Origin of the sequence: Flavobacterium ammonificans, from assembly GCF_020885975.1 — a bacterium.
GTDB classification, from domain to species: Bacteria; Bacteroidota; Bacteroidia; order Flavobacteriales; family Flavobacteriaceae; genus Flavobacterium; species Flavobacterium ammonificans.
This window is the reverse complement of record NZ_AP025183.1, coordinates 259,802-286,460: the sequence shown is the minus strand read 5'-3', so window position 1 is coordinate 286,460 and position 26,659 is coordinate 259,802. Positions and strand designations below refer to the sequence as shown.

Genomic DNA, 26,659 nt, shown 5'->3' with positions numbered 1-26,659 from the left:
TTATATTGGAGATTAAAAATCTACTTTAGATTATCCTAAAGCAGCTCTTTTAAATCCTGTAACAGTCAAGTTAGCATCTACTGATTTTACGTAAGCAGCAACATTCATAGCACCATCTTTGATATAATCTTGGTTTACTAATGTATTGTCTTTGTAAAAACGTTGGATTTTTCCTTTAGAAATGTTTTCCAACATTGCTTCTGGTTTTCCTTCAGCTCTCAATTGCTCTTTTGCGATTTCAATTTCTTTTTCAATAACAGCAGCATCAACACCAGCTTCGTTCAAAGCAATTGGGTTCATAGCAGCAGCTTGCATAGCTACGTTTCTAGCAGCTTCTTCAGCTCCAGCAACATTAGCAGATAATGAAACTAAAGTAGCGATTTTGTTTCCAGCGTGGATGTAAGAACCAACGAAGGCTCCTTCTAATCTTTCGAAAGAACTGATTTCAATTTTTTCTCCGATTACTCCTGTTTGCTCGATTAATTTGTCAGCTACAGTGATTCCGTGGAAATCAGTTGCTAAGAATGCTTCTTTAGAATCAAAGTTCAAAGCTAAAGCAGCTAATTCTTGTGCCAATTTCACGAAAGATTCGTTTTTACCAACGAAGTCAGTTTCACAGTTTAATGAGATAACAACACCTGATGTTTTAGCGTCGTTTACAACAGCGATAACAGCACCTTCTGTAGATTCTCTATCAGAACGGTTAGCCGCTACTTTTTGTCCTTTTTTACGTAGGTTTTCGATAGCTAAATCAAAATCTCCGTCAGCTTCAACCAAGGCTTTTTTACAGTCCATCATACCTGCACCTGTGATTGTTCTTAATTTATTTACGTCTGCAGCAGTAATTGTTGCCATAATTTTTTTAATTTAAAGATTAAAAGATTGAAAAATTTAAGGACTAAGTATCAATTGAAACAATTAATATTTTGTAATCTTTAAATCCTTCAATCTTTAAATGGTTTTATTTATTCTTCAGTTGCTGGAGCTTCAGCAGCAGGAGCAGCTTCTACTTCAACAGCAGCTTCTACCTCAGCAGCAGGAGCAGCAACTTCTTCAGCGTCTTTTTCAGATCCTCTATCAGAAAGACCTTCAACAACAGCTGCAGTAACTAAAGTTAAAATTTTATCGATTGATTTAGAAGCATCATCATTTGCAGGGATTACGTAATCAACCTCTCTTGGGTCTGAATTCGTATCCACCATTGCGAAAACTGGAATGTTTAATTTTTGAGCTTCTTTTATTGCGATGTGTTCTGCTTTGATATCAACTACGAACAAGGCTGCAGGTAGTCTAGACATGTCAGCGATAGAACCTAAGTTTTTCTCTAATTTAGCACGAAGACGATCTACTTGCAAACGCTCTTTTTTAGAAAGAGTCATGAATGTTCCGTCTTTCTTCATTTTATCAATAGTAGCCATTTTTTTAACAGCTTTACGGATAGTTACGAAGTTAGTCAACATTCCACCTGGCCATCTTTCAGTGATGTAAGGCATGTTTGCAGCTTTAGCTTTCTCAGCTACGATATCTTTTGCTTGTTTTTTGGTAGCAACGAATAAGATTTTTCTACCTGATGCAGCGATTTTTTTCAAAGCTTCATTAGCTTCTTCGATTTTTGCTGCAGTTTTATATAGATTGATAATGTGGATTCCATTACGTTCCATATAAATGTAAGGAGCCATGTTTGGATCCCATTTTCTAGTCATGTGTCCGAAGTGAACACCTGCTTCTAGTAATTCTTTTACTTCAACTTTGTTTGCCATTTTTTGTACTAGTTTACGTTCTGTTGATTAGCAATGTATAGATGGCGATTGCTCGGCTATATACATTTAGATGCTAAACTATTCCCTACCTCGGTAGGAGCAACAATAACTGTGTTTTTAAATTCAATAATAAATGAACGATGTCTTGTCCCATTTGAACAAGACAGGTAATATTAACGTTTAGAGAATTGGAATCTCTTACGAGCTTTCTTCTGACCGAATTTCTTACGTTCAACCATTCTAGGATCTCTAGTTAATAAACCTTCTGGTTTCAAGATAGCTCTGTTTTCAGCATTTACTTCACACATTACACGTGCTAATGCCATTCTTACAGCTTCTGCTTGACCAGTTGAACCACCTCCATAAACATTTACTTTTACGTCAAAATTGTTAGCGTTCTCTGTCATTGACATTGGTTGTAACACTTTGTACTGTAAAGTAGCAGTTGGAAAGTAAGTTGCGAATTCTTTTTTGTTTACAGTGATTACTCCTGTTCCTTCCGAAACATAAACACGTGCAACAGCGGTTTTTCTTCTACCGATTTTGTGAATAACTCCCATTACTTAAGATCGTTTAGGTTAACAGTTTTCGGTTTTTGAGCGCCTTGTTTGTGCTCAGAACCTACAACAACATTTAAATTTCTAAAAAGTTCTGCTCCTAATTTATTTTTAGGTAACATTCCTTTTACAGCTTTTTCTACTAATAAAGCTGGGTTTTTTGATTGCAATACTTTTGCAGTCAAAGTTCTTTGTCCTCCAGGGTAACCAGTGTGACGGATGTATGTTTTCTCATCCAATTTGTTACCTGTAAGGTTGATTTTCTCTGCGTTAATAACGATTACGTTATCTCCACAGTCCACGTGCGGGGTATAACTTGGCTTGTATTTACCTCTCAAAATCATAGCGACTTTTGAAGCAAGACGACCTAAGTTATGACCATCAGCATCAACAACAATCCACTCTTTTGATACAGTGGCTTTGTTAGCTGAAATTGTCTTGTAGCTTAATGTGTTCACAATTTTTATTTTTAATTAAACATTCCATCCCCAATAAAGGGGATGCAAAAGTACAATTATTTTTCTGAAATACAAATAGTCCTAAAATATTATTTGGTTCTGATTATCAGTAGCTAAAGGATTTGTTTTTAGGCTTTCATAAGTTTTTAATTTTTTTGAGCTTCTTTTTTGTTGAAATTGGCTTTGGTATTTCAAAAAGCATTGATTTTTCAGTGTTTTTTTGAATTATAATCTTTTGGTCATTGGTCCAATCGCGTCTTTCAACCAATTTTTTTCTTATTTTAGCATTTTAAACTCCACATATGAAAGCTAAAGCAACACTAAAACAAATCGCCAAAGAACTTAATGTTTCTGTTTCTACAGTTTCTAAGGCGCTGAATGATAGCCCAGAGATTAGCGAGCAAACTAAAATCAAAATAAAAGAATACGCTAAACTTAAAAACTACAAGCCTAACGTTATTGGTTTAAATCTAAAGAATAGAAAAACAAAAACAATTGGCGTTATTATACCCAATATTTTGAATTCGTTTTTTGCTAAAGTTTTTAGTGGAATTGAAAAAGTGGCTGACGAAAAAGGATACAATGTTATTATGTGTATTTCTAATGAGTCTTTGGAAAAAGAGGCGCATACATTAGAGATGCTGAGTAACGGAACCATTGATGGATTTATTTTGTCGGTTTCTGAAGAGGCGCAAAAGCAAAACAATTACGATCATTTTAAAGAAATTATTAATGACGGAACACCAATTGTGATGTTTGATCGAATTGCTGAAGGAATTGAGTGTGATAAAGTGGTAGTAGATGATTTCGATTCGGCTCTAAATTCAACCCAGCGTTTAATTGATTTAGGCTGTAAAAATATTGCCTTACTTTCATCAGTTGATAATTTGAGCGTTGGAAAATTACGTTTTGAAGGGTATTTAAAAGCATTAGAAAAAAATAATATCCCAGTAAACACAAATCTTATTGTGAGAACTGACTCAGAAGAGGATTTGAAAGTACGTATGGAGACGGTTTTTGCTAATAACAAAATTGATGGCATCTTCGCTTTGGAAGAGAACGATTCAGTTGCGGCTTTAAAAATGGGATTAAAAAAAGGTTATAAAATCCCCGAAGAGCTTTGTATTATTGGATTTGCCGATGGTATTTTAGCTTCAAGAAGGCTTTCGCCAAGTTTAACTACGGTAAGTCAACACGGAATAGAAATTGGTGAAGAAGCGGCTAAATTATTGATTAAACGTTTAGAAGACGATTCAGAAGAGGAACCGCCTTATGAAACGAAAGTCATTAAAACCGTTTTAAAAGAACGGGAGACTACTGCAAGAGTATAAAAACAAAAAATCCATTCATTAGAATGGATTTTTTATTGAATTAATGAGCTTCTAGCCAATCTTTCCCTATTCCGATTTCCACTTCCAAAGGAACACTTAAAACAACAGCTTGTTCCATTTCGTGTTTGATCATCGGTTGAATTTTTTCTAATTCACTATTGTGAACGTCAAATACCAATTCGTCATGGACTTGTAGTAACATTTTTGATTTCCAATTCTCAGCAATCAATCGTTTGTGAATGTTAATCATGGCAATTTTGATAATATCGGCAGCACTTCCTTGAATCGGTGCGTTGACCGCATTTCGTTCAGCTGCACCTCGCACAATAGCATTAGCCGAGTTGATATCTTTTAAATAGCGACGACGACCTAAAATAGTTTGCACAAATCCATTCTCTCTTGCGCTTTCAATTTGATCCTGAATGTAGGATTTTAGCTTTGGATAGGTAATGTAGTAGGCTTCAATTAATGCAGCACTTTCAGCGCGAGAAAGTGAAGTTTGATTGCTTAAACCAAAAGCTGAAACGCCATATATAATACCGAAGTTAACTGTTTTAGCATGGCTACGTTGTGATGCAGTTACTTCTTCTAAAGGCACATTAAACACTTTAGCAGCTGTACTTTTATGAATGTCTTCTCCTTGCTGAAAAGCTTTGATCATATTCTCCTCTCCACATAAAGCGGCAATAATTCGAAGTTCTATTTGAGAATAATCGGCGGAGAGTAAAGTGTAATTTTCATCTCTTGGAATAAATGCTTTTCTGATTTGTTTTCCACGTTCTGTTCGAATTGGAATGTTTTGTAAATTAGGGTTATTAGAACTCAAACGACCTGTGGCGGCAACGGTTTGCATATAATCGGTATGAACACGATTCGTTTTGGTATCTACTTGCAAAGGCAATGCTTCAACATAGGTGTTTTGTAATTTGATTAGTGAACGCCAATCTAAAATAGCACTTACAATTTCATTGTCTTTGGCCAAATAACTCAAAATTTCTTCACCAGTAGCATATTGTCCTGTTTTAGTCTTTTTTTGTTTTGCACCGCCAATTTTAAGCTTGTCAAACAAAATGTCTCCCAATTGTTTTGGAGAAGCCAAATTAAATTTTTCTCCCGCAATTTCATAAATTCGGCTTTCTAATTGAGCAATATCATCTCCTAATTCTTTTGAAAGTGATTGTAAGAAAGGAACATCCAGATTGATTCCTTCTTTTTCCATGCTTGCCAAAACTCCCACTAAAGGAATTTCAATTTCTTCAAATAGTTTTTTAGTATGTGTTTTGTCTAATTCGGAATTGAAAATTTCAGAAAGTTGTAAAGTTACATCAGCATCTTCAACTGCATATTCTTTGATTTCTTCCAAAGGAACATCGCGCATCGATTTTTGATTTTTCCCTTTTTTACCAATTAATGCCTCAATAGATTGTGGGGCATATTTTAAATAGGTTTCAGATAAAATATCCATATTATGACGCATATCCGGGTTGATCAAATAATGCGCAATCATAGTATCGAATAATTTACCTTTTACAGTAATGCCATAATTAGACAATACTTTTAAGTCGTATTTTAAATTTTGCCCTATTTTTTCAATGTTTTCATTTTCGAAAAAAGGAATAAATTTCTCAATTAAGGCTTGAGCTTCTGTTTGATTTTCTGGGAACGGAACATAGAACCCTTTTCCTTTTTCATATGAAAACGAAATCCCAACTAATTCAGCATGTAAAGCGTCTAATCCAGTAGTTTCAGTATCAAAACAAACTGATTTTTGGTTTTGTAGGTTTTGCAATAATAATTTGATTCCTAAATCGCCCTGAATAATTTGGTATGAATGTTCCGTGTTTTCTAATGAACTATAATATTGATGACGCGTTTCTTCTGAACCTTCATCGATAGCACTACCAAAAAGGTCAAATTGATCTTCGCTTTTTGGTTGCGGTTTTTTATAAAGTTTAGCTTCGTCAACTGCTGGTGCTGCTTCTCCTTTTCTAAAAATGACGTCAAATTGTTCAGCCATCCTACGAAATTCCAATTCGTTGAATAAAGCATCTGTTTTTTCTACATCGGGAGTAGATAATTCGTAATCCGTTTCGTTAAATTGGACAGGACAGTCTAATAAAATTGTCGCCAAAGTCTTGGATAAAAGCCCTTTTTCCTTATTGGCTTCAATATTGTCTTTCATCTTTCCTTTCAACTTGTCGGTATTAGCCAATAAGTTTTCCATGGAACCAAATTCCTTTAATAATTTTTTAGCAGTAACTTCTCCTACTCCAGGCAAACCAGGAATATTATCTGCCGCGTCGCCCATCATACCAAGAAAATCAATCACTTGCTCAGGTCTATCGATTTCAAATTTTGCTAAAACCTCTGGAATTCCCCAAATTTCGATTCCATTACCCATTCGGGCAGGTTTGTACATAAAAATATTTTCAGAGACCAGTTGAGCAAAATCCTTATCGGGCGTCACCATAAATACTTGGTAATTTTGTTTTTCGGCTTGTTTTGCAATAGTGCCAATTAAGTCATCTGCTTCATAACCGCTTACTTCTATAATAGGAATATGCATCGCTCGAAGTAATTCTTGTATATAAGGAACTGCAATTTTGATGGCTTCAGGTGTTGCGTCACGATGTGCTTTGTACTCTGGATAAATATCATTTCGTAAATCACTTCCGCCTCTATCAAAAGCAACGGCTAGATGATCTGGTTTTTCTCTTTTTATTACATCCATCAAGGAATTCATAAACCCCATTATAGCAGAAGTATCAAGCCCTTTAGAATTAATTCTTGGATTTTTTATGAAAGCATAATACCCTCTAAAGATTAAAGCATAGGCATCAAGAAGGAAAAGACGTTTTTGAGTTGACATTGAAAATTGATTCTAAAATTGAATTGGTAAAAATAAGTAAACCGAGCTAAAGTTTTCTTTAAGAGTTAAATTTTAATCAATAAAAATCTTTTTGAAAAAATTAAGTCGTTATTTTGTAAGCTAATTTTCGAAAATTATACTAATGGCTTTTGTAATGATCCTTTTTTTTCTCTTTTGGGGTGCAATTGAATGGTTTGCCTATCAATCGCTTCGTACACTATTGCAGCGAAAAAAAATACTAGTAGCATATCAAATTTTTTCCTTTGTTTTAGCTGTTTTCTTTTTGTACACTATATCGCAGTTCGATAGATCTGTAGGTCAAACTAGACAAACTATGCTGGTTTTAGCTGCTGCATTATTAGTTTACATTCCAAAAATGGTTCTATCAATAGTAATGATTGCAGAAGATTTTTTCAGAGTTGGAAAAGGCTCGGTAACCTATTTAGCTAAGAAAAATAGAGATCAACCATTTATGGCTTCACGAAGAAAATTTGTAAGTCAAATGGGATTAAGCTTGGCTGCAATTCCATTTATCTCAGTGTTGTATGGAATTTTCGAAGGGAAATATAATTTCAAGGTAATTAAACAACCGATTTATTTTCCGGATTTACCTGAAGAATTTGACGGTTTTAAAATCACTCAAATTTCAGACATTCACAGTGGTAGTTTTGATAATCCTGATAAAATTAACTATGCTATTGATTTGATTAACGAACAAAATTCAGATATGATTTTGTTTACTGGAGATATAGTCAATACCCACGCCAAAGAAATGCTCCCATGGATTGAAACATTTAATCGAATTAAAAAACCTAAATTCGGGAAGTATTCAGTTTTAGGGAATCATGATTATGGCGAATATGTTAGTTGGCCAACACCCGAAGCTAAGGAAGCTAATTTTCAAGCGATTAAAAATTTATACGGTCAGATTGATTTTGAATTACTTCTAAACGAACATAGAGTTATAGAAAAAGAGGGACAAAAAATAGCACTCGTTGGAGTTGAGAATTGGGGGCATAATTTTAAGCGAGCAGGCGATATTAATAAGGCTTCAAACGGCTTGTCAAATACTGATTTTAAAATTTTAATGAGTCATGACCCAAGTCATTGGGACTATGAAGTACAACATCATGAGAAAAATTTCCATTTAACATTGTCAGGTCATACCCACGGAATGCAGTTTGGAATTGAAATTCCAGGATATTTTAAATGGAGTTTGGCACAATATGTGTATAAACAATGGGCAGGTCTATATGAAAATAAAGGGCGATATGTCTATGTAAATCGCGGATTTGGCTTTCATGCTTATTCTGGAAGAGTAGGAATAATGCCAGAAATTACCGTGATAGAGCTAAAAAAAGGCAATAAATTAGTGTAATTAACTAAAAATACTACATTTGTATAATATTTGTTTCTTTTTAAGTGGATTATAATAATTAAATTTTTGGTTTTATGTCAAAATTTGGAGAACTTATAAATACTCAAATTCCAGTGTTAATTGACTTTTACACTGATTGGAATGAGTCTTCAGTATCAATGCATCCTGTGATAAGAGATGTGGCTGCTGCATTAGGAGACAAGGCTAAAGTAATTAAAATTGATGTTGATAAAAATCAAGAGCTTGCCGAAGCACTTCGTATAAAAGGGCTTCCAACTCTTATGATTTACAAGGAAGGTCAAATGGTTTGGCGTCAAGCAGGTGAATTAGATGCCAATGCTATTATTAATTTGGTACAAGAACAACTATAACATTCGTTAAAGTAATATTTTTAAAAAAAGTTTTATGATGTATTTCGTAGAACTTTTTTTAGTTATGATTAGTTGTTGTTTTGAGATTCTGTTAGGTAGATTTTATTTTTAAAGTATTCGATTATTTTAAATATTAAAAAAAACACTATATTTGCATCGTTATTTATTTAAATCTAGATAATGAGGGGACTAATCGTCCCCTCTTTTTATACAACTATGACGTTCAAAGAAAAAGTAAATACGCTAGTAGAAGAATGCCTTGTAGATAAGCCAAGTCTTTTTTTAATTGACTTGACTATTACAGATGCTTTCAAAATCATTGTCAATATAGATGGAGACAATGGAGTGGCGTTGCAAGATTGTATCGATGTAAGTCGAGCGATTGAAGGTAATTTAGATAGAGAAGAGCAGGATTATTCATTAGAAGTAGCCTCTGTAGGTGTAGGTTCGCCATTAAAATTGGTGAGACAATATAAAAAAAATGTTGGTAGAACACTGATAGTGAAGACATCAACTGAAAATATTGAAGCAGAATTGGTAGAAGCTAATGATGAATTTGTAATTTTGTCTTGGCTAGCAAGAGAACCAAAGAAAGTGGGTAAAGGAAAAGAAACTGTTCAAAAGAGATTAGAACTTCCTTACTCGGATATTAAAGAAGCAATTGTTACAGTAACATTTTAAATAAAGATTTCGCATGGAAAATTTAGCATTAATCGATTCATTTTCAGAGTTTAAAGATGATAAACTTATTGATCGTGTAACGCTTATGGCAATTTTAGAAGATGTATTTAGAAATGCATTAAAGAAAAAATACGGTTCAGATGATAATTTTGATATCATTATCAATCCTGATAAAGGAGATATGGAAATTTGGAGACGACGAGTTATCGTTGCAGATGAAGATTTAGATTTTGAAAACGAAGAGATCACACTCACAGAAGCTAGAAAGATTGAAGCCGATTTTGAAATTGGCGAAGAAGTTTCTGAAGAAGTGAAATTAATTGATTTAGGAAGAAGAGCGATTTTAGCTTTACGCCAAAATTTAATTTCTAAAATCCATGAACACGATAATACTAATTTGTACAAACAATTTAAAGATATTATCGGTGAGATATATACTGCTGAGGTTCATCATGTAAGACCAAGAGTTGTAATTTTGGTTGACGATGAAGGAAATGAAATTGTTTTACCTAAAGAAAAACAAATTCCTTCTGACTTTTTCCGTAAAGGAGACAATGTTCGTGGTATCATTGAAAGCGTTGAATTGAAAGGAAATAAACCTCAAATTATTATGTCTAGAACTTCAGATGTGTTCCTAGAAAAATTATTTGAACAAGAAATTCCAGAAGTTTTTGACGGTTTGATTATGGTTAAAAATGTAGTTCGAATTCCTGGTGAAAAAGCGAAAGTAGCTGTTGATTCTTATGATGATAGAATTGATCCTGTTGGAGCTTGTGTGGGTATGAAAGGATCACGTATTCACGGAATTGTCCGTGAATTAGGGAATGAAAATATTGATGTAATTAATTACACAAGTAATATTCAATTGTATATTACTCGTGCTTTAAGTCCTGCAAAAGTTTCGTCTATTAAAATCAATGAAGAAACGAAGAGAGCAGAAGTATTCTTGAAGTTAGAAGAAGTTTCAAAAGCAATTGGTAGAGGAGGGCATAATATTAAGTTAGCTGGGTTATTAACTGGATACGAATTAGATGTAATTCGTGAAGGAGATGTAGCTGGTGGCGAAGAAGACGATATCGAATTAACTGAATTCTCTGATGAAATTGAAGAATGGATTATAGACGAATTTGCTAAAATAGGTTTGGATACTGCAAGAAGTATTTTAAAACAAGATATAGAAGACTTAGTAAGAAGAACCGATTTAGAAGAAGAAACTATTCTAGAAGTAGTAAGAATATTAAAAGAAGAATTTGAAAATTAATCAAGTTCTCAAAATATCTCAGTCCCAATTGTAGGAAGTTACTAATGGGATTAAGAAACACAATAAAAAGATAATAATAAAAAGGTTTTATGTCTGAAGAGAGAGTAATAAGAATAAACAAGGTTTTAAGGGAATTAAATATTTCGTTAGAAAGAGCAGTAGATTATCTTAAGGATAAAGGAATTGCTATTGATGCAAATCCAAATGCTAAAATTTCTGAACGTGAGTTTGGTATCTTACAAAGTCAATTTGCGGGCGATAAGGGGAATAAAGAAGCTTCTAAAGAAGTAGGTGAAGAAAAAAGAAAAGAAAAAGAAGCTTTACGTATTCAACGTGAGCAAGAAGTAGAAGAAAAACGCAAACAAGAAGAGGAGCGTCAAGAAGTTATTAAAGCGAAAGCGGTAGTAACAGGTCCTATTCAAGTTGGTAAAATTGATCTTAACCCTAAGAAACCTGAAACTATTCCAACTCCTATTGAACAAAAAGTACAAGTTTCTCCAGTAGCTGTTGCACAAGAAAAAACTACTTCAGACAAAAAAGAGGCAAATCCAGTTGTGGTTAATGCACCGAAGGAAGACAAAAAATCTACTGCAGAAGTTGCTTCAGACGATGCTCCTGTAGACGAGACGATTACAACTCAGTACCAAAAATTATCAGGTGCTACATTAACAGGTCAGACAATTGACTTATCTCAGTTCAATAAGCCTAAAAAGAAAAAAGAAGATCCTAAAATTACTCCAAATAAATTAGGTGCTCCAGGAGCAGCAGGTGCAGGAGCTAATGCGGCTAAAAATAAGAGAAAACGAATTGTTGCTAAGCCATCAACTCCAGGTGAGCCAGGTGCTCCGAATCCAAATAAAATCACACCTAATTCAGGTGGTGGTTTTAATGCAAACAGAGGTTCTAAACCTGGTTTTGTTAAAGGAAATAGACCTGCTATTGTTGCTAAAGTAGAACCTACAGAAGAAGAGGTTAAAAACCAAATCCGTGAAACTTTAGAAAAACTTCAAGGAAAAGGAGGAAAATCTAAAGCAGCAAAATATAGAAGAGATAAAAGAGATACGCACCGTCAGAAATCTGATGAAGAGCAAAGAGCTATCGACGAAGGAAGTAAAACAATTAAAGTTACTGAATTTGTTACCGTTGGCGAGATTGCGATTATGATGGATGTGCCTATTACAAAAGTAATTGGTACATGTATGTCACTTGGAATAATGGTAACTATGAATCAACGTTTAGATGCTGAGACATTAACCATTGTAGCTGATGAATTTGGATATGAAGTAGAATTCATAACTGTTGATATTGAGGAAGCAATTCAAGTTGTTGAAGATAAAGAAGAAGACTTGATGTATAGAGCGCCAATCGTTACGGTTATGGGGCATGTCGATCACGGTAAAACATCTTTATTAGATTATATTCGTAAAGAAAATGTTATTGCAGGAGAGTCCGGTGGAATTACTCAGCATATTGGAGCTTATGGAGTTACTTTAGATAGTGGTCAAAAAATCGCCTTTTTAGATACACCAGGTCACGAAGCCTTTACGGCAATGCGTGCTCGTGGTGCTCAAGTTACAGATATTGCTATTATCGTAATTGCAGCCGATGATGATATTATGCCACAAACTAAAGAGGCGATTAGTCACGCTCAAGCTGCTGGTGTTCCAATTATTTTTGCAATCAATAAAGTAGATAAGCCAAATGCTAATCCGGATAAGATTAAAGAAAGATTAGCGGGTATGAACTTACTAGTTGAAGATTGGGGTGGAAAAATCCAATCACATGACATATCAGCAAAAACTGGTTTGGGAGTTAAAGAATTGCTTGAAAAAGTATTATTAGAAGCTGAAATTTTAGATTTAAAATCTAATCCAAATAAAGCAGCTCAAGGAACCGTAGTTGAAGCATTCTTGGATAAAGGTAAAGGATACGTTTCTACATTATTAGTGCAGCACGGAACTTTAAAAATCGGAGATTATATGTTGGCTGGAAAGCATCATGGTAAAATTAAAGCTATGCATGATGAAAGAGGAAATGTTGTATTACAAGCGGGTCCGTCAACACCGGTTTCAGTTTTAGGTTTAGATGGTGCAGCAACTGCTGGAGATAAGTTCAATATTTTTGAAGATGAAAAAGAAGCAAAACAAATTGCATCAAAACGTTCTCAATTGATGCGTGAGCAATCAGTTAGAACACAACGACATATTACTCTAGATGAGATTGGACGTAGAATTGCATTAGGTCAGTTTAAAGAATTAAATGTAATTCTTAAAGGAGACGTTGATGGATCTGTTGAGGCATTATCGGATTCGTTCTCTAAATTATCTACTGAAGAAGTTCAAATTAATATCATACATAAAGGAGTAGGGGCAATTACAGAAACTGATGTAATGTTGGCTTCTGCATCTGATGCAATTATTATTGGATTTAATGTTCGTCCAGCTGGTAACGCAAGACAACTTGCCGATAAAGAAGAAATTGATATCCGTTATTACTCTATTATCTATGCTGCTATTGACGACTTGAAAGATGCAATGGAAGGAATGTTAGCGCCAGAAATGAAAGAAGAAGTTCTTGGTACTGCAGAAATCAGAGAAATTTTCAAAATTTCTAAAGTAGGATCTATTGCGGGATGTATGGTTATGGATGGTAAGATTACCAGAAATGCTAAAGTTCGAATAGTAAGAGAAGGAGTTGTTGTTTTTGATGGTGAATTAGTAGCTCTTAAGCGTTTTAAAGATGACGTAAAAGAAGTAGCTAAAGGATATGATTGTGGTATTCAAATTAAAGGATACAATGACATTGAAGAAAGAGATGTTATTGAAGCGTATCATGAAGTAGCAATCAAAAAGAAATTGAAATAAAATTATATAGCTATAAAAAAACCCCGATTTATCGGGGTTTTTTGTTTTTAATTTTTATTTGCCAGGCTTTATTAGCAAAACATTTTTATACTTCTTCTTAATTTCAATTAAATTTCTTTCAGCTTCAATTCTAGTTTTAAAACTGCCTACCCAAACTTTATAGTTGGGTGTTTTAAAAATTATGGTTGCGTCCATATTTTTAAATTCTTGTTTAAATTGAATTATTGTTTTTTTTGCCTTTTCATTTTCTCCGTTAAATATTTGAATTTTATATCTTTCATTTAATGATATGGATGGGTTGACTTTTCTTTTTTCATTCACTAACTGCTCGAAGAATAGATTTGTGTTAATGTTAAATTTAGCATTTTGAGAAAGGCAAAAAGTACTTGTAAAAAAAGTAAGTACAATAGTAAGAGTAGTGATTTTATTTTCTAAAATTCTCATAATCTGATAGTTTTATACAAATGTAATATTTCAAATGGAAATGGAAATCAATAAAATTATTTAGAATCAATATAAATTAAAAATATACCTATTCTAGGGTTTTGAGAATAGTTCTTAAGTCGTATTTTTGTGCAAGTTTAAAAAGAATGTATGTATTTTTTGAATTTTTTTCAATGAAAAATACAGCACAAATTTTAGTAGATAATCTTTATACCATATGAAAAAGGTGAATAACCATAATTCGGTCTTTAAGAAATTTTATTTCTGTTTAGCCTTGTTGCTAATTACTTATTCAAATTCATTCGCTCAAGATGCGGCGGCACCTGCTGCTACGATGGGTGGAGATCCTGTTGCGGGTAAGGAACTTTTTAATGCTAATTGTGCTGCTTGTCATAAACTAGATGCAAAAGCCACTGGTCCTGCATTGCGTGGCGTTGCTGATAAGTATGATATGTCATGGATATACAAGTGGGTTAAAAATAGTTCTGAATTAATCAAATCTGGAGACCCTCAAGCGGTTAAGATATTTGAAGAATACAATAAGTCTGTAATGACTGCTTTTCCTCAATTATCTGAAAGCGACATTGATAATATTATAGCATATACTTCAACTCCAAAAGAGGAAGCTCCTGCAGCTGCTGCTGGTGCTCCTGCTGTTGATGGATCTGCTCCTGCTGCTACTAATGAAAGTAGGGTTACTAATAATTTAATTTTAGGAGCATTAGTTTTAGTATTATTGGTTTTAGTTGTTATGTTGTACTTGGTGAACAATGTGCTTCGAAAAGTAGCTAAAGCAAATAACATAGAAATAGCTCCAAAAGAAATAAAAGCTGGTATGCCAATTTGGAAAGCTTTTGTTAAAAATCAATTCTTAGTTTTTGTATCTGTAGTATTTTTATTGTTATCAGGTGCTTATTTGGTTTATGGTTTCTTAATGCAGGTAGGTGTTGATCAAGATTATGCGCCAATTCAGCCAATTCATTATTCTCACAGAATTCATGCTGGTGATAATGAAATTGATTGTAAATATTGTCACTCTGCTGCTAGGGTAAGTAAGAATGGAGGAATTCCTTCTTTGAATGTATGTATGAATTGTCACAAAAATATATCTGAAGTGGCTGAATCTACTGCAACTCCTGAATACAGCAAAGCATTTTATGACGAGCAAATCCAAAAATTATATACAGCTGTAGGTTGGGATCAAGCTACGCAGACTTATACAGGAAAAACACAACCTGTTAAATGGGTTCGTATTCATAATTTACCTGACTTTGTTTACTTTAATCACTCTCAACACGTAACTGTAGCAGGCATCGAATGTCAGACTTGTCACGGTCCGGTTGAAGAGTATGAGATTCAAAAACAATTTGCTCCATTAACAATGGGATGGTGTATTGATTGCCATAGAAAAACTGACGTTAAAATGGAAGGAAATGAATATTATACTAAAATTCACCAACAGCTTTCTAAAAAATATGGTGTAGAAAAGTTAACTGCTGCACAAATGGGAGGTTTAGAATGTGGTAAGTGTCACTATTAATTAATTTATTAAGTTTTTAATATTTATATATGTCATCAAACAAAAAATACTGGAAAAGTGTTGAGGAACTAGACGGAAATAGTTCTATTGTTGAGGCGCTTAAAAATAACGAATTTGTTGAAGAAATTCCTACTGATGAATTTTTAGGGAATAGTGATTCTTTATCTGCTTCTACAACACGTCGTGACTTTTTAAAGTACGTTGGATTTAGTACAGCTGCAGCAACTCTTGCTGCCTGTGAGGGTCCTGTTCATAAATCAATACCTTATGTGTTACAACCGGAACAAATTATCCCTGGTGTAGCAGATTATTATGCAACAACTGTTTTTGATGGTTTCGATTTTGCTAATTTATTAGTGAAAACTCGTGAAGGTCGTCCAATTAAAGTTGATAACAATTCAATTAGCGGTGCTAAGTTTGCTGCAAATGCTAGGATTCATGCTTCTATATTGTCTATGTATGACAGTATGCGATTGAAAGAGCCTAAAATTGCAGGAGCTAATGCAAGTTGGTCTGATGTAAATTCTAAAATTGCATCTAGTATTGTTGAGGCTAAAACAAAAGGAGGTCAAGTAGTTTTATTGACTAATACTTTAGCTAGTCCATCAACTGAAAAATTGATCGCTGAGTTTGTTGCTAAAAATCCAAATGCTAAACATGTTGTTTATGATGCAGTTTCGTCATCTGAAGCATTAGATGCTTTTGAAACAGTTTATGGAGAAAGAGCTTTAGTTGATTATGATTTTTCAAAAGCTTCTTTAATTGTATCTGTTGGTGCTGACTTCTTAGGAGATTGGCAAGGTGGTGGTTATAATGGAGGATATGCTCAAGGAAGAATTCCTAAGAATGGTAAAATGTCACGTCATTTCCAATTGGAAGCGAATATGACTTTATCTGGTGCAGCTGCTGATAAGCGTTTGCCTATGTCAACAGCTAATCAAAAACAAGCATTAGTTCATATATATAATATTGTAACAGGTTCTTCTGTTGCGGTAAGTTTAGATGATCAATTCAAATCAGAAGTTACAAAGGCAGCACAACAACTAAAAGCTGCTGGTTCAAAAGGGGTATTAGTATCTGGAATTCAAGATAAGAATGCTCAATTATTAGTTTTAGCTATCAATCAAAAATTAGCTAGTGAAGCTTTCACTACTTCTGGAACAAGACAAATAAGAAAAGGATCTAACGAAAAAGTAGCTCAATTGATTAACGATATGAAAGCAGGAAGTGTTCATACGTTAATTATGAGTGGTGTTAATCCAGTTTATACATTGGCAGACAGTGCTTCTTTTGTAGAAGGACTTAAAAAAGTAACTACTTCAGTTGCTTTCTCTTTGAAAGAAGATGAAACGGCTTCGGTAACTACTATAGCTGCACCAGTGCCTCATTATTTAGAATCTTGGAATGATTTAATTTTGACTAAAGGTACTTATAGCCTTACTCAACCTACTATTCGTCCACTATTCAATACAAAACAATTTCAAGATGTTTTATTGTCTTTGAATGGTAATGCAGGAACTTATTATGATTACATTAAAGGAACTGCTGCTTCAATAATTGCAGGTTCTACTTGGAATAAAGTGTTACATGATGGCGTATATGTTGGAGCTGTTCCAACTGCAACTGCAGGTTCTGCTGACTATACTGCTGCAGCGTCAGCTTTATCAAAATCAAAAGCTGCTGAAGCATTAGAATTAGTTTTATATACTAAAACTGGTTTAGGCGATGGTCAACAAGCTAACAATCCATGGTTGCAAGAATTCCCAGATCCAATTACAAGAGTATCTTGGGATAACTATGTTACTGTTTCTAATGCTGATGCTAAGAAATTAGGTTTAACCAATGAAATTGTTGCTAATGGTGGTTTGAATGGTAGTTATGCTACTATTACAACTGCTGATGGGGATAAGTTAGAGAAAGTGCCAGTAATCGTTCAACCAGGTCAAGCTGTTGGAACAATTGGTTTGGCTTTAGGTTATGGTCGTAAAGCAGCATTAAAAGAAGAAATGGCTGTAGGTTTAAATGCTTACGCTTTATATAAAGGTTTTAATAATGTACAATCTGTATCATTAGTTAAAGTAGATGGAGAACACGAATTTGCTTGTGTGCAAGGTCAAAAAACTTTGATGGGTAGAGGTGATATTATTAAAGAAACTACTTTAGAAATTTTCAACACTAAAGATGCCAAAGAATGGAATAAAGTTCCTATGGTTTCTCTAGATCACAAAGAGGTTGAAGCAACTAAAGTTGATTTGTGGGATTCATTTGATCGTTCAATCGGACATCACTTTAATCTTTCAATCGATTTGAACGCTTGTACTGGTTGTGGAGCTTGTGTTATTGCTTGTCATGCAGAGAATAATGTTCCTGTAGTTGGTAAGTCAGAAGTAAGAAGAAGTCGTGATATGCACTGGTTGCGTATAGATAGATACTATTCTTCTGAAAGCACTTTTGAAGGCGATAACGAAAGAAAAGAAAATATTGCAGGTTTGTCAAGTTCATTGTCCACATTTAACGAAATGGAAAAAGCAGGGGATAATCCTCAAGTAGCTTTCCAACCAGTTATGTGTCAGCATTGTAACCACGCGCCTTGCGAAACTGTTTGTCCTGTTGCTGCAACATCGCACAGCCGTCAAGGTCAAAACAATATGGCTTACAATAGATGTGTTGGTACTCGTTACTGTGCTAACAATTGTCCATATAAAGTGCGTCGTTTCAACTGGTTCTTATACAGTCAAAATGATGAGTTTGATTATCATATGAATGATGATTTAGGACGTATGGTAGTTAATCCAGATGTAAATGTTCGTTCTCGTGGTGTAATGGAAAAATGTTCTATGTGTATTCAAATGACACAAGCAACAATTCTAAAAGCTAAAAGAGAAGGAAGAGCAATTAAGGACGGTGAGTTCCAAACAGCTTGTTCAAGTGCGTGTTCTTCAGGAGCTATGGTTTTTGGTGATATTAATGATACTGAATCTAAAGTGGCTAAGTTAGTTGCAGATGATAGAATGTATCATTTATTAGAGCATGTTGGTACAAAACCTAATGTGATTTATCACGTAAAAGTTAGAAATACTTAGTTATTAAAAATATTTATTAAGAAACAAGATAAAGGATTATGTCGTCTCACTACGAATCAAGCATTAGAAAACCTTTAGTTATAGGTGATAAATCATATCACGATGTAACGGTAGATGTTGCAGCTCCTGTTGAAGGTAAGGCAAACAAACATTGGTGGATTGTGTTTTCAATCGCATTAACAGCCTTCCTTTGGGGACTAGGTTGTATTGTATACACTGTATCTACAGGAATTGGAACATGGGGATTAAATAAGACCGTTGGATGGGCTTGGGATATTACCAACTTCGTTTGGTGGGTAGGTATTGGTCACGCTGGTACATTAATCTCTGCGGTACTTTTACTTTTCCGTCAGAGATGGAGAATGGCAATTAACCGTTCAGCAGAGGCAATGACCATTTTCTCTGTAATTCAAGCGGGTTTATTTCCAATTATTCACATGGGTCGTCCTTGGTTGGCTTACTGGGTATTGCCTATTCCAAATCAATTTGGATCTTTATGGGTTAACTTTAACTCACCATTATTATGGGACGTATTTGCGATTTCTACCTATCTTTCAGTTTCATTAGTTTTCTGGTGGACTGGTTTGTTGCCTGACTTTGCGATGTTAAGAGATAGAGCTATTACACCTTTCAACAAAAGAGTATATTCTATATTAAGTTTTGGATGGAGTGGTCGAGCGAAAGATTGGCAACGTTTTGAAGAAGTATCTTTAGTTCTTGCAGGTTTAGCAACTCCTCTTGTACTTTCTGTTCACACTATTGTATCGATGGACTTTGCTACTTCTGTAATACCAGGATGGCATACTACTATTTTCCCTCCTTATTTCGTTGCAGGTGCTGTATTCTCTGGATTTGCAATGGTAAATACCTTGCTTATCATTATGAGAAAGGTATCTAATTTAGAAGCTTATATTACTATTCAACATATTGAGTTAATGAACATTGTAATCATGATTACAGGTTCTATTGTAGGAGTTGCCTATATTACAGAGCTATTTGTAGCTTGGTATTCAGGTGTAGAATACGAACAATATGCATTTTTGAATAGAGCTACTGGACCTTATTGGTGGGCTTACTGGTCTATGATGACTTGTAATGTTTTCTCTCCACAATTCATGTGGTTTAAAAAATTAAGAACTAGTATTATGTTCTCATTTATCATATCAATTGTCGTTAATATTGGTATGTGGTTTGAACGTTTCGTTATTATTGTTACGTCACTTCACAGAGATTATCTTCCATCTTCATGGACAATGTTCTCACCAACTTTCGTAGACATTGGTATTTTCATTGGAACAATAGGTTTCTTCTTTGTATTGTTTTTATTGTATGCTAGAACTTTCCCTGTGATTGCACAAGCAGAAGTAAAAACAATATTAAAAGCAACTGGAGATAATTACATTAAAGAAAGAGCAAATAAAGAATCACACCATGAGTAATAAAGTAATATACGCTATATATAATGATGATGATGTTTTAATGGACGCTGTAAAGAAAACACGTGCAGCTCATCATCACATTGAAGAAGTTTTTAGTCCATTTCCCGTTCATGGTTTGGATAAAGCAATGGGTCTAGCCCCTACACGTTTAGCAATTTGTGCTTTCTTGTACGGTTTATGCGGAATTTCATTTGGTACTTGGATGATGAATTATGTTATGATTCAAGACTGGCCACAAGATATTGGAGGTAAGCCAAGTTTTAGTTACATTGAAAACATGCCTGCTTTTGTTCCAATTATGTTTGAAGAAACTGTATTTTTTGCCGCTCATTTAATGGTTATTACTTTTTACATGAGAAGTAAATTATGGCCATTTAAAGAAGCAGAGAATCCAGATGTAAGAACTACAGATGACCATTTTTTAATGGAAGTTGCAGTTAATAATAATGAAGCTGAGTTAGTTTCATTCTTTGAAAATACTGGAGCTGTTGAAGTAAAAGTTATAGAAAAGCATTAATTAAAGTTATGAAAAGTATATTTAAAATAACGTTATTATTAGGTTTTGCCACAGTAATGGTATCGTGCCATGATAAAACTGCTCCTAATTATCAGTATTTTCCAAACATGTACGAAGCTGTTGGATATGAGACGTATTCTGAATCTGACGCTTTTAAAGATGGTAAAGAAGGTCAACTTCCTGCTACTGGTTCTTTAAAAAGAGGTTTTGATGTGTATGAATATGAAAATTCTACTGAAGGCTACGAATTAGCTAAAGCGAATTTGAAATCACCTTTAGATTCTATCCAAAAAGATATTGTTAAAGGGCAAGAGCTATATGAAATTTATTGTATCAGTTGTCATGGGGCATCTGGAAATGGTAAAGGGAAGTTAGTAGAGAGAGAAAAATTCTTAGGCGTACCTAGTTATGCAGACAGACCAATTACTGAAGGAAGTATTTTTCACGTAATTACTTATGGACTTAATTCTATGGGTTCTCATGCCAATCAATTGGATGCAAAAGAGCGTTGGTTAGTTGCTGACTATGTTCTTAAACTTAAAAGCGAATTATAATTGTTGAACAAACTGATCGTAAAAGATATGTATACATTTTCAAGTAAATTAAAAACTTTTTCTCTAATCCTTATGGCTGTTGGTCTTTTAGGTATTGGGTATGGTTTTTATACTGCTCCTAAAGATATTAAAGAAGTTGAGAAACTTTTAGCTGCAGATAGTCATGGTAGTCATGATGTTGCTAAACATGAGGCACCTGATTCTCATCCTGCTAAGGCTGAAAGTCATGAATCAAATTCTCATGCTGCACCTGCTGCTCACGAAGATAAAAGTCATGCTGCTGAAGCTCATGTGGTTGATGCTCATGCTGAACATGAAGCTCATTTGACTCATGTACTGCACCAATTACAAAATAAGCCTTGGGCTGCTTTATATGTTGCTTGTATATTTTTTATGTTAATTGCTTTGGGCGCTTTAGCTTTTTATGCAATACAACAAGTTGCTCAAGCAGGTTGGTCACCAGTATTGTTCAGAGTGATGCAAGGGATAACATCATACTTACCAGTTGGTTCGGTTTTATTTTTCATTTTATTGATATTATCTGGTTTACATTTTAATCATTTATTTGTATGGTTAGGAGAAGGTGTAACTGATCCTAATAGCAGTGCTTATGATCATATAATTGCTGGTAAAGCAGGGTATTTAAATTTTCCTTTTTGGATTGTTAGAGCTGCAATATTTTTATTAGGTTGGAGCCTTTATCAATACTATTCAAGAAAAAATTGTTTAGCACAAGATGAAGCTAATGATAACTTGTATTACAAAAAGAATTTTAAAATGTCAGCTGCATTTTTAGTATTCTTTATTGTATCTGAGTCAATTATGTCTTGGGATTGGATCATGTCTATTGACCCACATTGGTTTAGTACACTTTTTGGATGGTATGTTTTTGCAAGCTTCTTTGTAAGTGGTATTACAACAATTGCGATGGTTACATTATACCTTAAATCTAAAGGATATCTTGAACACGTTAACACAAGTCACATTCATGATTTAGCTAAGTTTATGTTTGGAATTAGTGTATTCTGGACGTACTTATGGTTTTCTCAGTTCATGTTAATTTGGTATGCTGATATTCCTGAAGAGGTTACTTACTATGTAACACGTATCCAATTGTATAATTTACCATTCTTTGGAGCAGTAGCTATGAACTTCTTGTTTCCACTATTAATTTTAATTAATACTGATTTCAAGAGAATTACTTGGGTATTGGTTATGGCAGGAATTGTAATATTATTGGGTCATTATGTTGATTTCTTTAACATGATTATGCCTGGTACAGTTGGTGACCAATGGTTTATTGGTGTTCCTGAAATTGCATCTATTCTTTTCTTTTTAGGTTTATTTATTTATGTTGTCTTTACTGCATTGACTAAAGCACCTTTATTAGCTAAAAGAAATCCATTTATAGAAGAGAGTAAACATTTTCATTATTAATAATATTTAAATAAAAACAGATGACAAGTTTGTTGGTAATTATAGTTTTAGTTTTATTGGCTGTTGCAATTTGGCAGTTAACCAAGATATTTGATTTAACTCAGGTAGGTAATTCAAATTCGAATGACTCACAAATAGCAACTGATAATGATAATAATGTTCAAGGATATTTAATGTTTGGCTTTTTAGCTTTCATTTATATTTTTACTATTTATGGTTTATTTAAGTGGGGAGACTTACCTCTTCATACTCCAGCTTCAGAACATGGAACAGATGTTGATAGATTGATGAATATTACTTGGGTTTTAATATTTATTGTTCAAGCTGTTACTCAAGTTTTATTGCATTATTTTGCTTTTAAATACAGAGGTAAAAAAGATCAAAAAGCGTTATTCTTTGCTGATAATAATAAGTTGGAAGCAATTTGGAGTTCTATTCCTGCAATTGTTTTAGCTGGTCTTATATTATATGGATTGTATGCTTGGAACAATATTATGTTTGTTGATGAAGATGAGGATGTTATTGTTATAGAGTTGTATGCTAAACAGTTTGGTTGGACTGCGCGTTATGCCGGTGCTGATAACGTTTTAGGTAAAGCAAACGTAAGATTAATTGACGGAGTTAATGATGTTGGAGTTGATTTAGCTGATCCTAACGCACAAGATGATTTTGTTGCATCAGAGTTACATATTCCTAAAGGAAAGAAAGTATTGTTTAAAATACGTTCTCAAGACGTTTTACACTCTGCCTATATGCCGCATTTTAGAGCACAAATGAATTGTGTTCCTGGGATGGTTACTCAATTTGCTTTTACTCCTACTTATACTACTTTAGAGTATAGAGAATTACCTTTTATGGTTGAGAAAGTAGCGCGTATTAATAAAATTAGAACTCAAAAAAGTGCTGAATTAGTTGCAGCAGGTAATACTGCTTTAGACCCTTACACTTTTGACTATTTATTGTTGTGTAATAAAATTTGTGGAGCTTCACATTACAATATGCAGATGAAGATTGTGGTTGATACTCCTGAAGACTATAAAAAATGGTTTAAAGAACAAGTATCATTAGTTCAGAAAGTTAAGGAGTCAAACGAGCCTGCTCCGGCTGCAGAGGGAACTGTTATTGATTCTACAGCAGTTTCTTTGGATACTGTTTCTAAGGTTGTAATGAAATAATTAATTTAAGAATATATAAAGTATATAATTATGTCAGTAGAAGGACACGGTCACGAACACGATCATCATCATAAAGAAACGTTCATTACTAAGTATATATTTAGTATTGACCATAAAATGATTGCTAAGCAGTACCTTATCACAGGTATCATCATGGGTATCATTGGTATTGGAATGTCTTTACTTTTCAGAATGCAATTAGCATGGCCAGAAGAGTCATTTAAAATTTTCAATGTTTTATTGGGTGACAAGTTTGCTCCTGATGGAGTAATGCGAAATGATATTTATTTAGCACTAGTTACCATTCATGGAACTATAATGGTATTCTTTGTACTTACAGCAGGTCTTAGTGGTACTTTCAGTAACTTATTAATTCCACTTCAAATCGGTGCACGAGATATGGCCTCTGGATTTATGAATATGATATCTTACTGGTTGTTCTTTTTGTCTAGTGTTATTATGATTTGTTCTTTATTTGTTGAAGCAGGTCCTGCTTCAGCTGGTTGGACAATTTACCCTCCATTAAGTGCATTGCCTCAAGCTATTCCTGGTTCAGGAACTGGTATGACACTTTGGTTAGTTTCTATGGCTATATTTATTGCATCTTCGTTAATGGGATCATTAAATTACGTTGTTACTGTAATTAATCTAAGAACTAAAGGAATGACAATGACTAGATTGCCTTTAACTATTTGGGCTTTCTTTGTAACTGCAATTATTGGGATTGTTTCTTTTCCAGTTTTATTGTCAGCTGCTTTGTTGTTGATTTTTGATAGAAGTTTTGGAACTTCATTTTTCTTATCTGATATTTATATTGCTGGAGAAGTTTTACATTATCAAGGAGGATCTCCTGTATTATTTGAACACTTATTCTGGTTCTTAGGACACCCTGAGGTGTATATTGTATTATTACCAGCATTAGGAATTACTTCTGAAATTATTGCAACAAATTCTCGTAAACCAATTTTTGGTTATAGAGCGATGATTATGTCTATTCTTGCAATTGCATTTTTATCTACAATTGTATGGGGTCACCATATGTTTATTTCAGGAATGAACCCATTTTTAGGGTCGGTATTTACATTTACTACTTTATTAATTGCAATACCTTCTGCTGTAAAAGCATTTAATTACATCACTACTTTGTGGAAAGGTAATTTACAATTGAACCCAGCTATGTTATTTTCTATTGGATTGGTTTCTACTTTTATCACAGGTGGTTTGACTGGAATTATTCTTGGAGATAGCACATTAGATATTAATGTACATGATACTTATTTTGTTGTAGCTCACTTTCACTTAGTTATGGGTATCTCTGCTTTGTATGGTTTGTTTGCTGGTGTGTATCACTGGTTTCCAAAAATGTACGGTAGAATGATGGATAAAAATTTAGGGTACATTCACTTTTGGGTTACAGCTGTGTGTGCTTATGGAGTTTTCTTTCCAATGCACTTTATTGGATTAGCTGGTTTACCAAGACGTTATTATACCAATACTAACTTCCCTTTATTTGATGATTTGCAAAATGTAAATGTTTTGATTACGACTTTTGCATTAATTGGTGGAGCATTTCAGTTAGTGTTTTTATACAACTTTTTTGCTAGTATTTTTTACGGTAAAAAAGCCGAACAGAATCCTTGGAGATCTAACACTTTAGAGTGGACAACCCCTGTTGAACATATGCACGGTAACTGGCCAGGAGAAATTCCGGAAGTTCATAGATGGCCTTATGATTACAGCAATCCTGCTCATGACGAAGACTTTGTTCCGCAAACTGTTCCGATGAAACCAGGTGAAGTTGTTTTGAATCACTAGAATTATATAAAAAGCCTCTATTTATAGAGGCTTTTTTATTTCAACTTTTATCTACTATAACTTTCTAAGTAATCTTTCTCTATCTTTGTGTTATGAACGAAAATTTAGATCCAACTACAAACGGATATAATCCAGAAGAACTTGATCTTGAAAAAAGATTAAGGCCGCTTTCATTTGATGATTTTGCTGGTCAGGATCAAATTCTTGAAAATCTAAAGGTATTTGTAGAAGCTGCAAATCAAAGAAATGAGGCTTTAGATCATACCTTATTTCATGGGCCTCCTGGTTTAGGTAAAACTACATTGGCCAATATTTTGGCTAATGAATTGCAAGTAGGTATCAAAATAACATCTGGACCAGTATTGGATAAACCAGGCGATTTAGCTGGCTTGCTAACCAATCTTGAAGAACGTGATGTCTTGTTTATTGATGAAATTCATCGTTTAAGTCCAATTGTTGAAGAGTATTTGTATTCTGCAATGGAAGACTTTAAGATCGATATTATGATTGAGTCGGGACCAAATGCTAGAACAGTTCAAATCAATTTAAATCCGTTTACATTAATTGGAGCGACTACCCGTTCTGGATTATTGACTGCGCCTATGCGCGCCCGTTTTGGAATTTCCTCTCGTTTACAATATTATACAACGGAACTTTTAACTACCATTATTGAACGTAGTGCTAGTATTTTAAAAATGCCTATTGATCTTGAAGCTGCAATTGAAATTGCAGGCAGAAGTAGAGGCACACCTCGTATCGCTAATGCATTGCTACGTAGAGTACGTGATTTTGCGCAAATAAAAGGCAATGGAACAATTGACATAGAAATTGCCAGGTATGCTTTAAAAGCGCTTAATGTTGATGCTCATGGTTTGGATGAAATGGACAATAAAATTCTAAATACTATTATCGATAAATTCAAAGGAGGTCCAGTTGGTTTAACAACTTTGGCTACTGCTGTTTCAGAAAGTAGTGAAACAATTGAAGAAGTGTATGAGCCCTTTTTAATTCAAGAAGGTTTTATTATGCGTACTCCACGTGGTCGTGAAGTAACCGATAAAGCATATCAACATTTAGGCAAATTGAAAATGAATATCCAAGGAGGTTTGTTTTAATTCTATTACT

At 34.0% G+C, this 26,659-nt stretch carries 21 protein-coding genes; 15 read left to right on the top strand and 6 right to left on the bottom strand.

The genetic code is table 11. The features are described from left to right. Positions 1–30: 30 nt before the first annotated feature. The 4 genes from tsf to rplM form a co-directional block, all read right to left on the bottom strand. The gene (tsf, locus tag LPC23_RS01270) at positions 31–855 is read right to left on the bottom strand and encodes a translation elongation factor Ts (RefSeq protein WP_229325755.1); all 825 of its coding nucleotides are present in this window, start codon (positions 853–855) and stop codon (positions 31–33) included. 110 nt (positions 856–965) lie between these two features. Further along, the gene (rpsB, locus tag LPC23_RS01265) at positions 966–1,760 is read right to left on the bottom strand and encodes a 30S ribosomal protein S2 (protein WP_229325753.1); all 795 of its coding nucleotides are present in this window, start codon (positions 1,758–1,760) and stop codon (positions 966–968) included. A 173-nt stretch (positions 1,761–1,933) separates the two neighbouring features. After that, positions 1,934–2,320 carry a 30S ribosomal protein S9 gene (gene rpsI / locus LPC23_RS01260; RefSeq protein WP_229317674.1) on the bottom strand — a complete coding sequence of 129 codons (387 nt, stop codon included), beginning with the start codon at positions 2,318–2,320 and terminating at the stop codon, positions 1,934–1,936. Next, entirely contained in the window at positions 2,320–2,775 is a 456-nt protein-coding gene (rplM, locus tag LPC23_RS01255; RefSeq protein ID WP_229317673.1) for a 50S ribosomal protein L13, read from the bottom strand. Before rplM ends, rpsI begins: the two co-directional genes overlap by 1 nt. Before the next feature lie 302 nt (positions 2,776–3,077). Here rplM and LPC23_RS01250 point away from each other — a divergent pair, with 302 nt between their 5' ends. Further along, a complete protein-coding gene (locus tag LPC23_RS01250; RefSeq protein WP_229330441.1) occupies positions 3,078–4,106 on the top strand; it encodes a LacI family DNA-binding transcriptional regulator in 1,029 nt (342 codons plus the stop codon). Between the two features lie 40 nt (positions 4,107–4,146). On the opposite strand, the gene polA is transcribed toward LPC23_RS01250, so the two are convergent. Beyond that, the gene (gene polA, locus LPC23_RS01245) at positions 4,147–6,975 is read right to left on the bottom strand and encodes a DNA polymerase I (protein WP_229330439.1); all 2,829 of its coding nucleotides are present in this window, start codon (positions 6,973–6,975) and stop codon (positions 4,147–4,149) included. Between the two features lie 154 nt (positions 6,976–7,129). Here polA and LPC23_RS01240 point away from each other — a divergent pair, with 154 nt between their 5' ends. The 5 genes from LPC23_RS01240 (at position 7,130) to infB (ending at position 13,530) form a co-directional block, all read left to right on the top strand. Continuing rightward, positions 7,130–8,353 carry a metallophosphoesterase gene (locus LPC23_RS01240; protein ID WP_229330437.1) on the top strand — a complete coding sequence of 408 codons (1,224 nt, stop codon included), beginning with the start codon at positions 7,130–7,132 and terminating at the stop codon, positions 8,351–8,353. A gap of 74 nt (positions 8,354–8,427) precedes the next feature. Beyond that, positions 8,428–8,724 (top strand): thioredoxin family protein, encoded by a 297-nt coding sequence (locus tag LPC23_RS01235; RefSeq protein WP_229325738.1) that lies wholly within the window; start codon positions 8,428–8,430, stop codon positions 8,722–8,724. Between the two features lie 216 nt (positions 8,725–8,940). After that, positions 8,941–9,405 (top strand): ribosome assembly cofactor RimP, encoded by a 465-nt coding sequence (gene rimP, locus LPC23_RS01230; protein ID WP_229325736.1) that lies wholly within the window; start codon positions 8,941–8,943, stop codon positions 9,403–9,405. Positions 9,406–9,418: 13 nt separating this feature from the next. Then, complete coding sequence (gene nusA / locus LPC23_RS01225) at positions 9,419–10,666, top strand: transcription termination factor NusA (RefSeq protein ID WP_229325734.1); 1,248 nt, start codon at positions 9,419–9,421, stop codon at positions 10,664–10,666. 89 nt (positions 10,667–10,755) lie between these two features. Next, the gene (gene infB / locus LPC23_RS01220) at positions 10,756–13,530 is read left to right on the top strand and encodes a translation initiation factor IF-2 (RefSeq protein WP_229330435.1); all 2,775 of its coding nucleotides are present in this window, start codon (positions 10,756–10,758) and stop codon (positions 13,528–13,530) included. A 54-nt stretch (positions 13,531–13,584) separates the two neighbouring features. Here infB and LPC23_RS01215 read toward each other — a convergent pair whose 3' ends face one another. Continuing rightward, complete coding sequence (locus LPC23_RS01215; protein ID WP_229330433.1) at positions 13,585–13,974, bottom strand: SPOR domain-containing protein; 390 nt, start codon at positions 13,972–13,974, stop codon at positions 13,585–13,587. A 217-nt stretch (positions 13,975–14,191) separates the two neighbouring features. On the opposite strand from LPC23_RS01215, the gene LPC23_RS01210 reads away from it, so the two are divergent. The 9 genes from LPC23_RS01210 (at position 14,192) to ruvB (ending at position 26,649) form a co-directional block, all read left to right on the top strand. Continuing rightward, positions 14,192–15,514 (top strand): c-type cytochrome, encoded by a 1,323-nt coding sequence (locus tag LPC23_RS01210; protein ID WP_229330431.1) that lies wholly within the window; start codon positions 14,192–14,194, stop codon positions 15,512–15,514. Positions 15,515–15,543: 29 nt separating this feature from the next. Next, on the top strand, positions 15,544–18,597 hold the full coding sequence (locus LPC23_RS01205) for a TAT-variant-translocated molybdopterin oxidoreductase (protein ID WP_229330429.1): 3,054 nt from the start codon (positions 15,544–15,546) through the stop codon (positions 18,595–18,597). A 38-nt stretch (positions 18,598–18,635) separates the two neighbouring features. Continuing rightward, positions 18,636–20,036, top strand: a complete 1,401-nt coding sequence (gene nrfD / locus LPC23_RS01200; protein ID WP_229325724.1) for an NrfD/PsrC family molybdoenzyme membrane anchor subunit — start codon at positions 18,636–18,638, stop codon at positions 20,034–20,036. Further along, positions 20,029–20,553 carry a DUF3341 domain-containing protein gene (locus tag LPC23_RS01195; RefSeq protein ID WP_229325722.1) on the top strand — a complete coding sequence of 175 codons (525 nt, stop codon included), beginning with the start codon at positions 20,029–20,031 and terminating at the stop codon, positions 20,551–20,553. The genes nrfD and LPC23_RS01195 overlap by 8 nt, the downstream gene beginning before the upstream one ends. Positions 20,554–20,561: 8 nt before the next feature. Continuing rightward, positions 20,562–21,107, top strand: a complete 546-nt coding sequence (locus tag LPC23_RS01190; protein WP_229325720.1) for a c-type cytochrome — start codon at positions 20,562–20,564, stop codon at positions 21,105–21,107. Between the two features lie 27 nt (positions 21,108–21,134). Continuing rightward, positions 21,135–22,544 (top strand): cation-translocating P-type ATPase, encoded by a 1,410-nt coding sequence (locus tag LPC23_RS01185; RefSeq protein ID WP_229330426.1) that lies wholly within the window; start codon positions 21,135–21,137, stop codon positions 22,542–22,544. 20 nt (positions 22,545–22,564) lie between these two features. Continuing rightward, on the top strand, positions 22,565–23,719 hold the full coding sequence (locus LPC23_RS01180) for a cytochrome c oxidase subunit II (protein ID WP_229330424.1): 1,155 nt from the start codon (positions 22,565–22,567) through the stop codon (positions 23,717–23,719). Between the two features lie 30 nt (positions 23,720–23,749). Continuing rightward, positions 23,750–25,534 (top strand): cytochrome c oxidase subunit I, encoded by a 1,785-nt coding sequence (locus LPC23_RS01175; protein ID WP_229325714.1) that lies wholly within the window; start codon positions 23,750–23,752, stop codon positions 25,532–25,534. A 92-nt stretch (positions 25,535–25,626) separates the two neighbouring features. Beyond that, positions 25,627–26,649, top strand: coding sequence for a Holliday junction branch migration DNA helicase RuvB (ruvB, locus tag LPC23_RS01170; protein ID WP_229325711.1), 1,023 nt, complete (start codon positions 25,627–25,629; stop codon positions 26,647–26,649). Positions 26,650–26,659: the final 10 nt, after the last annotated feature.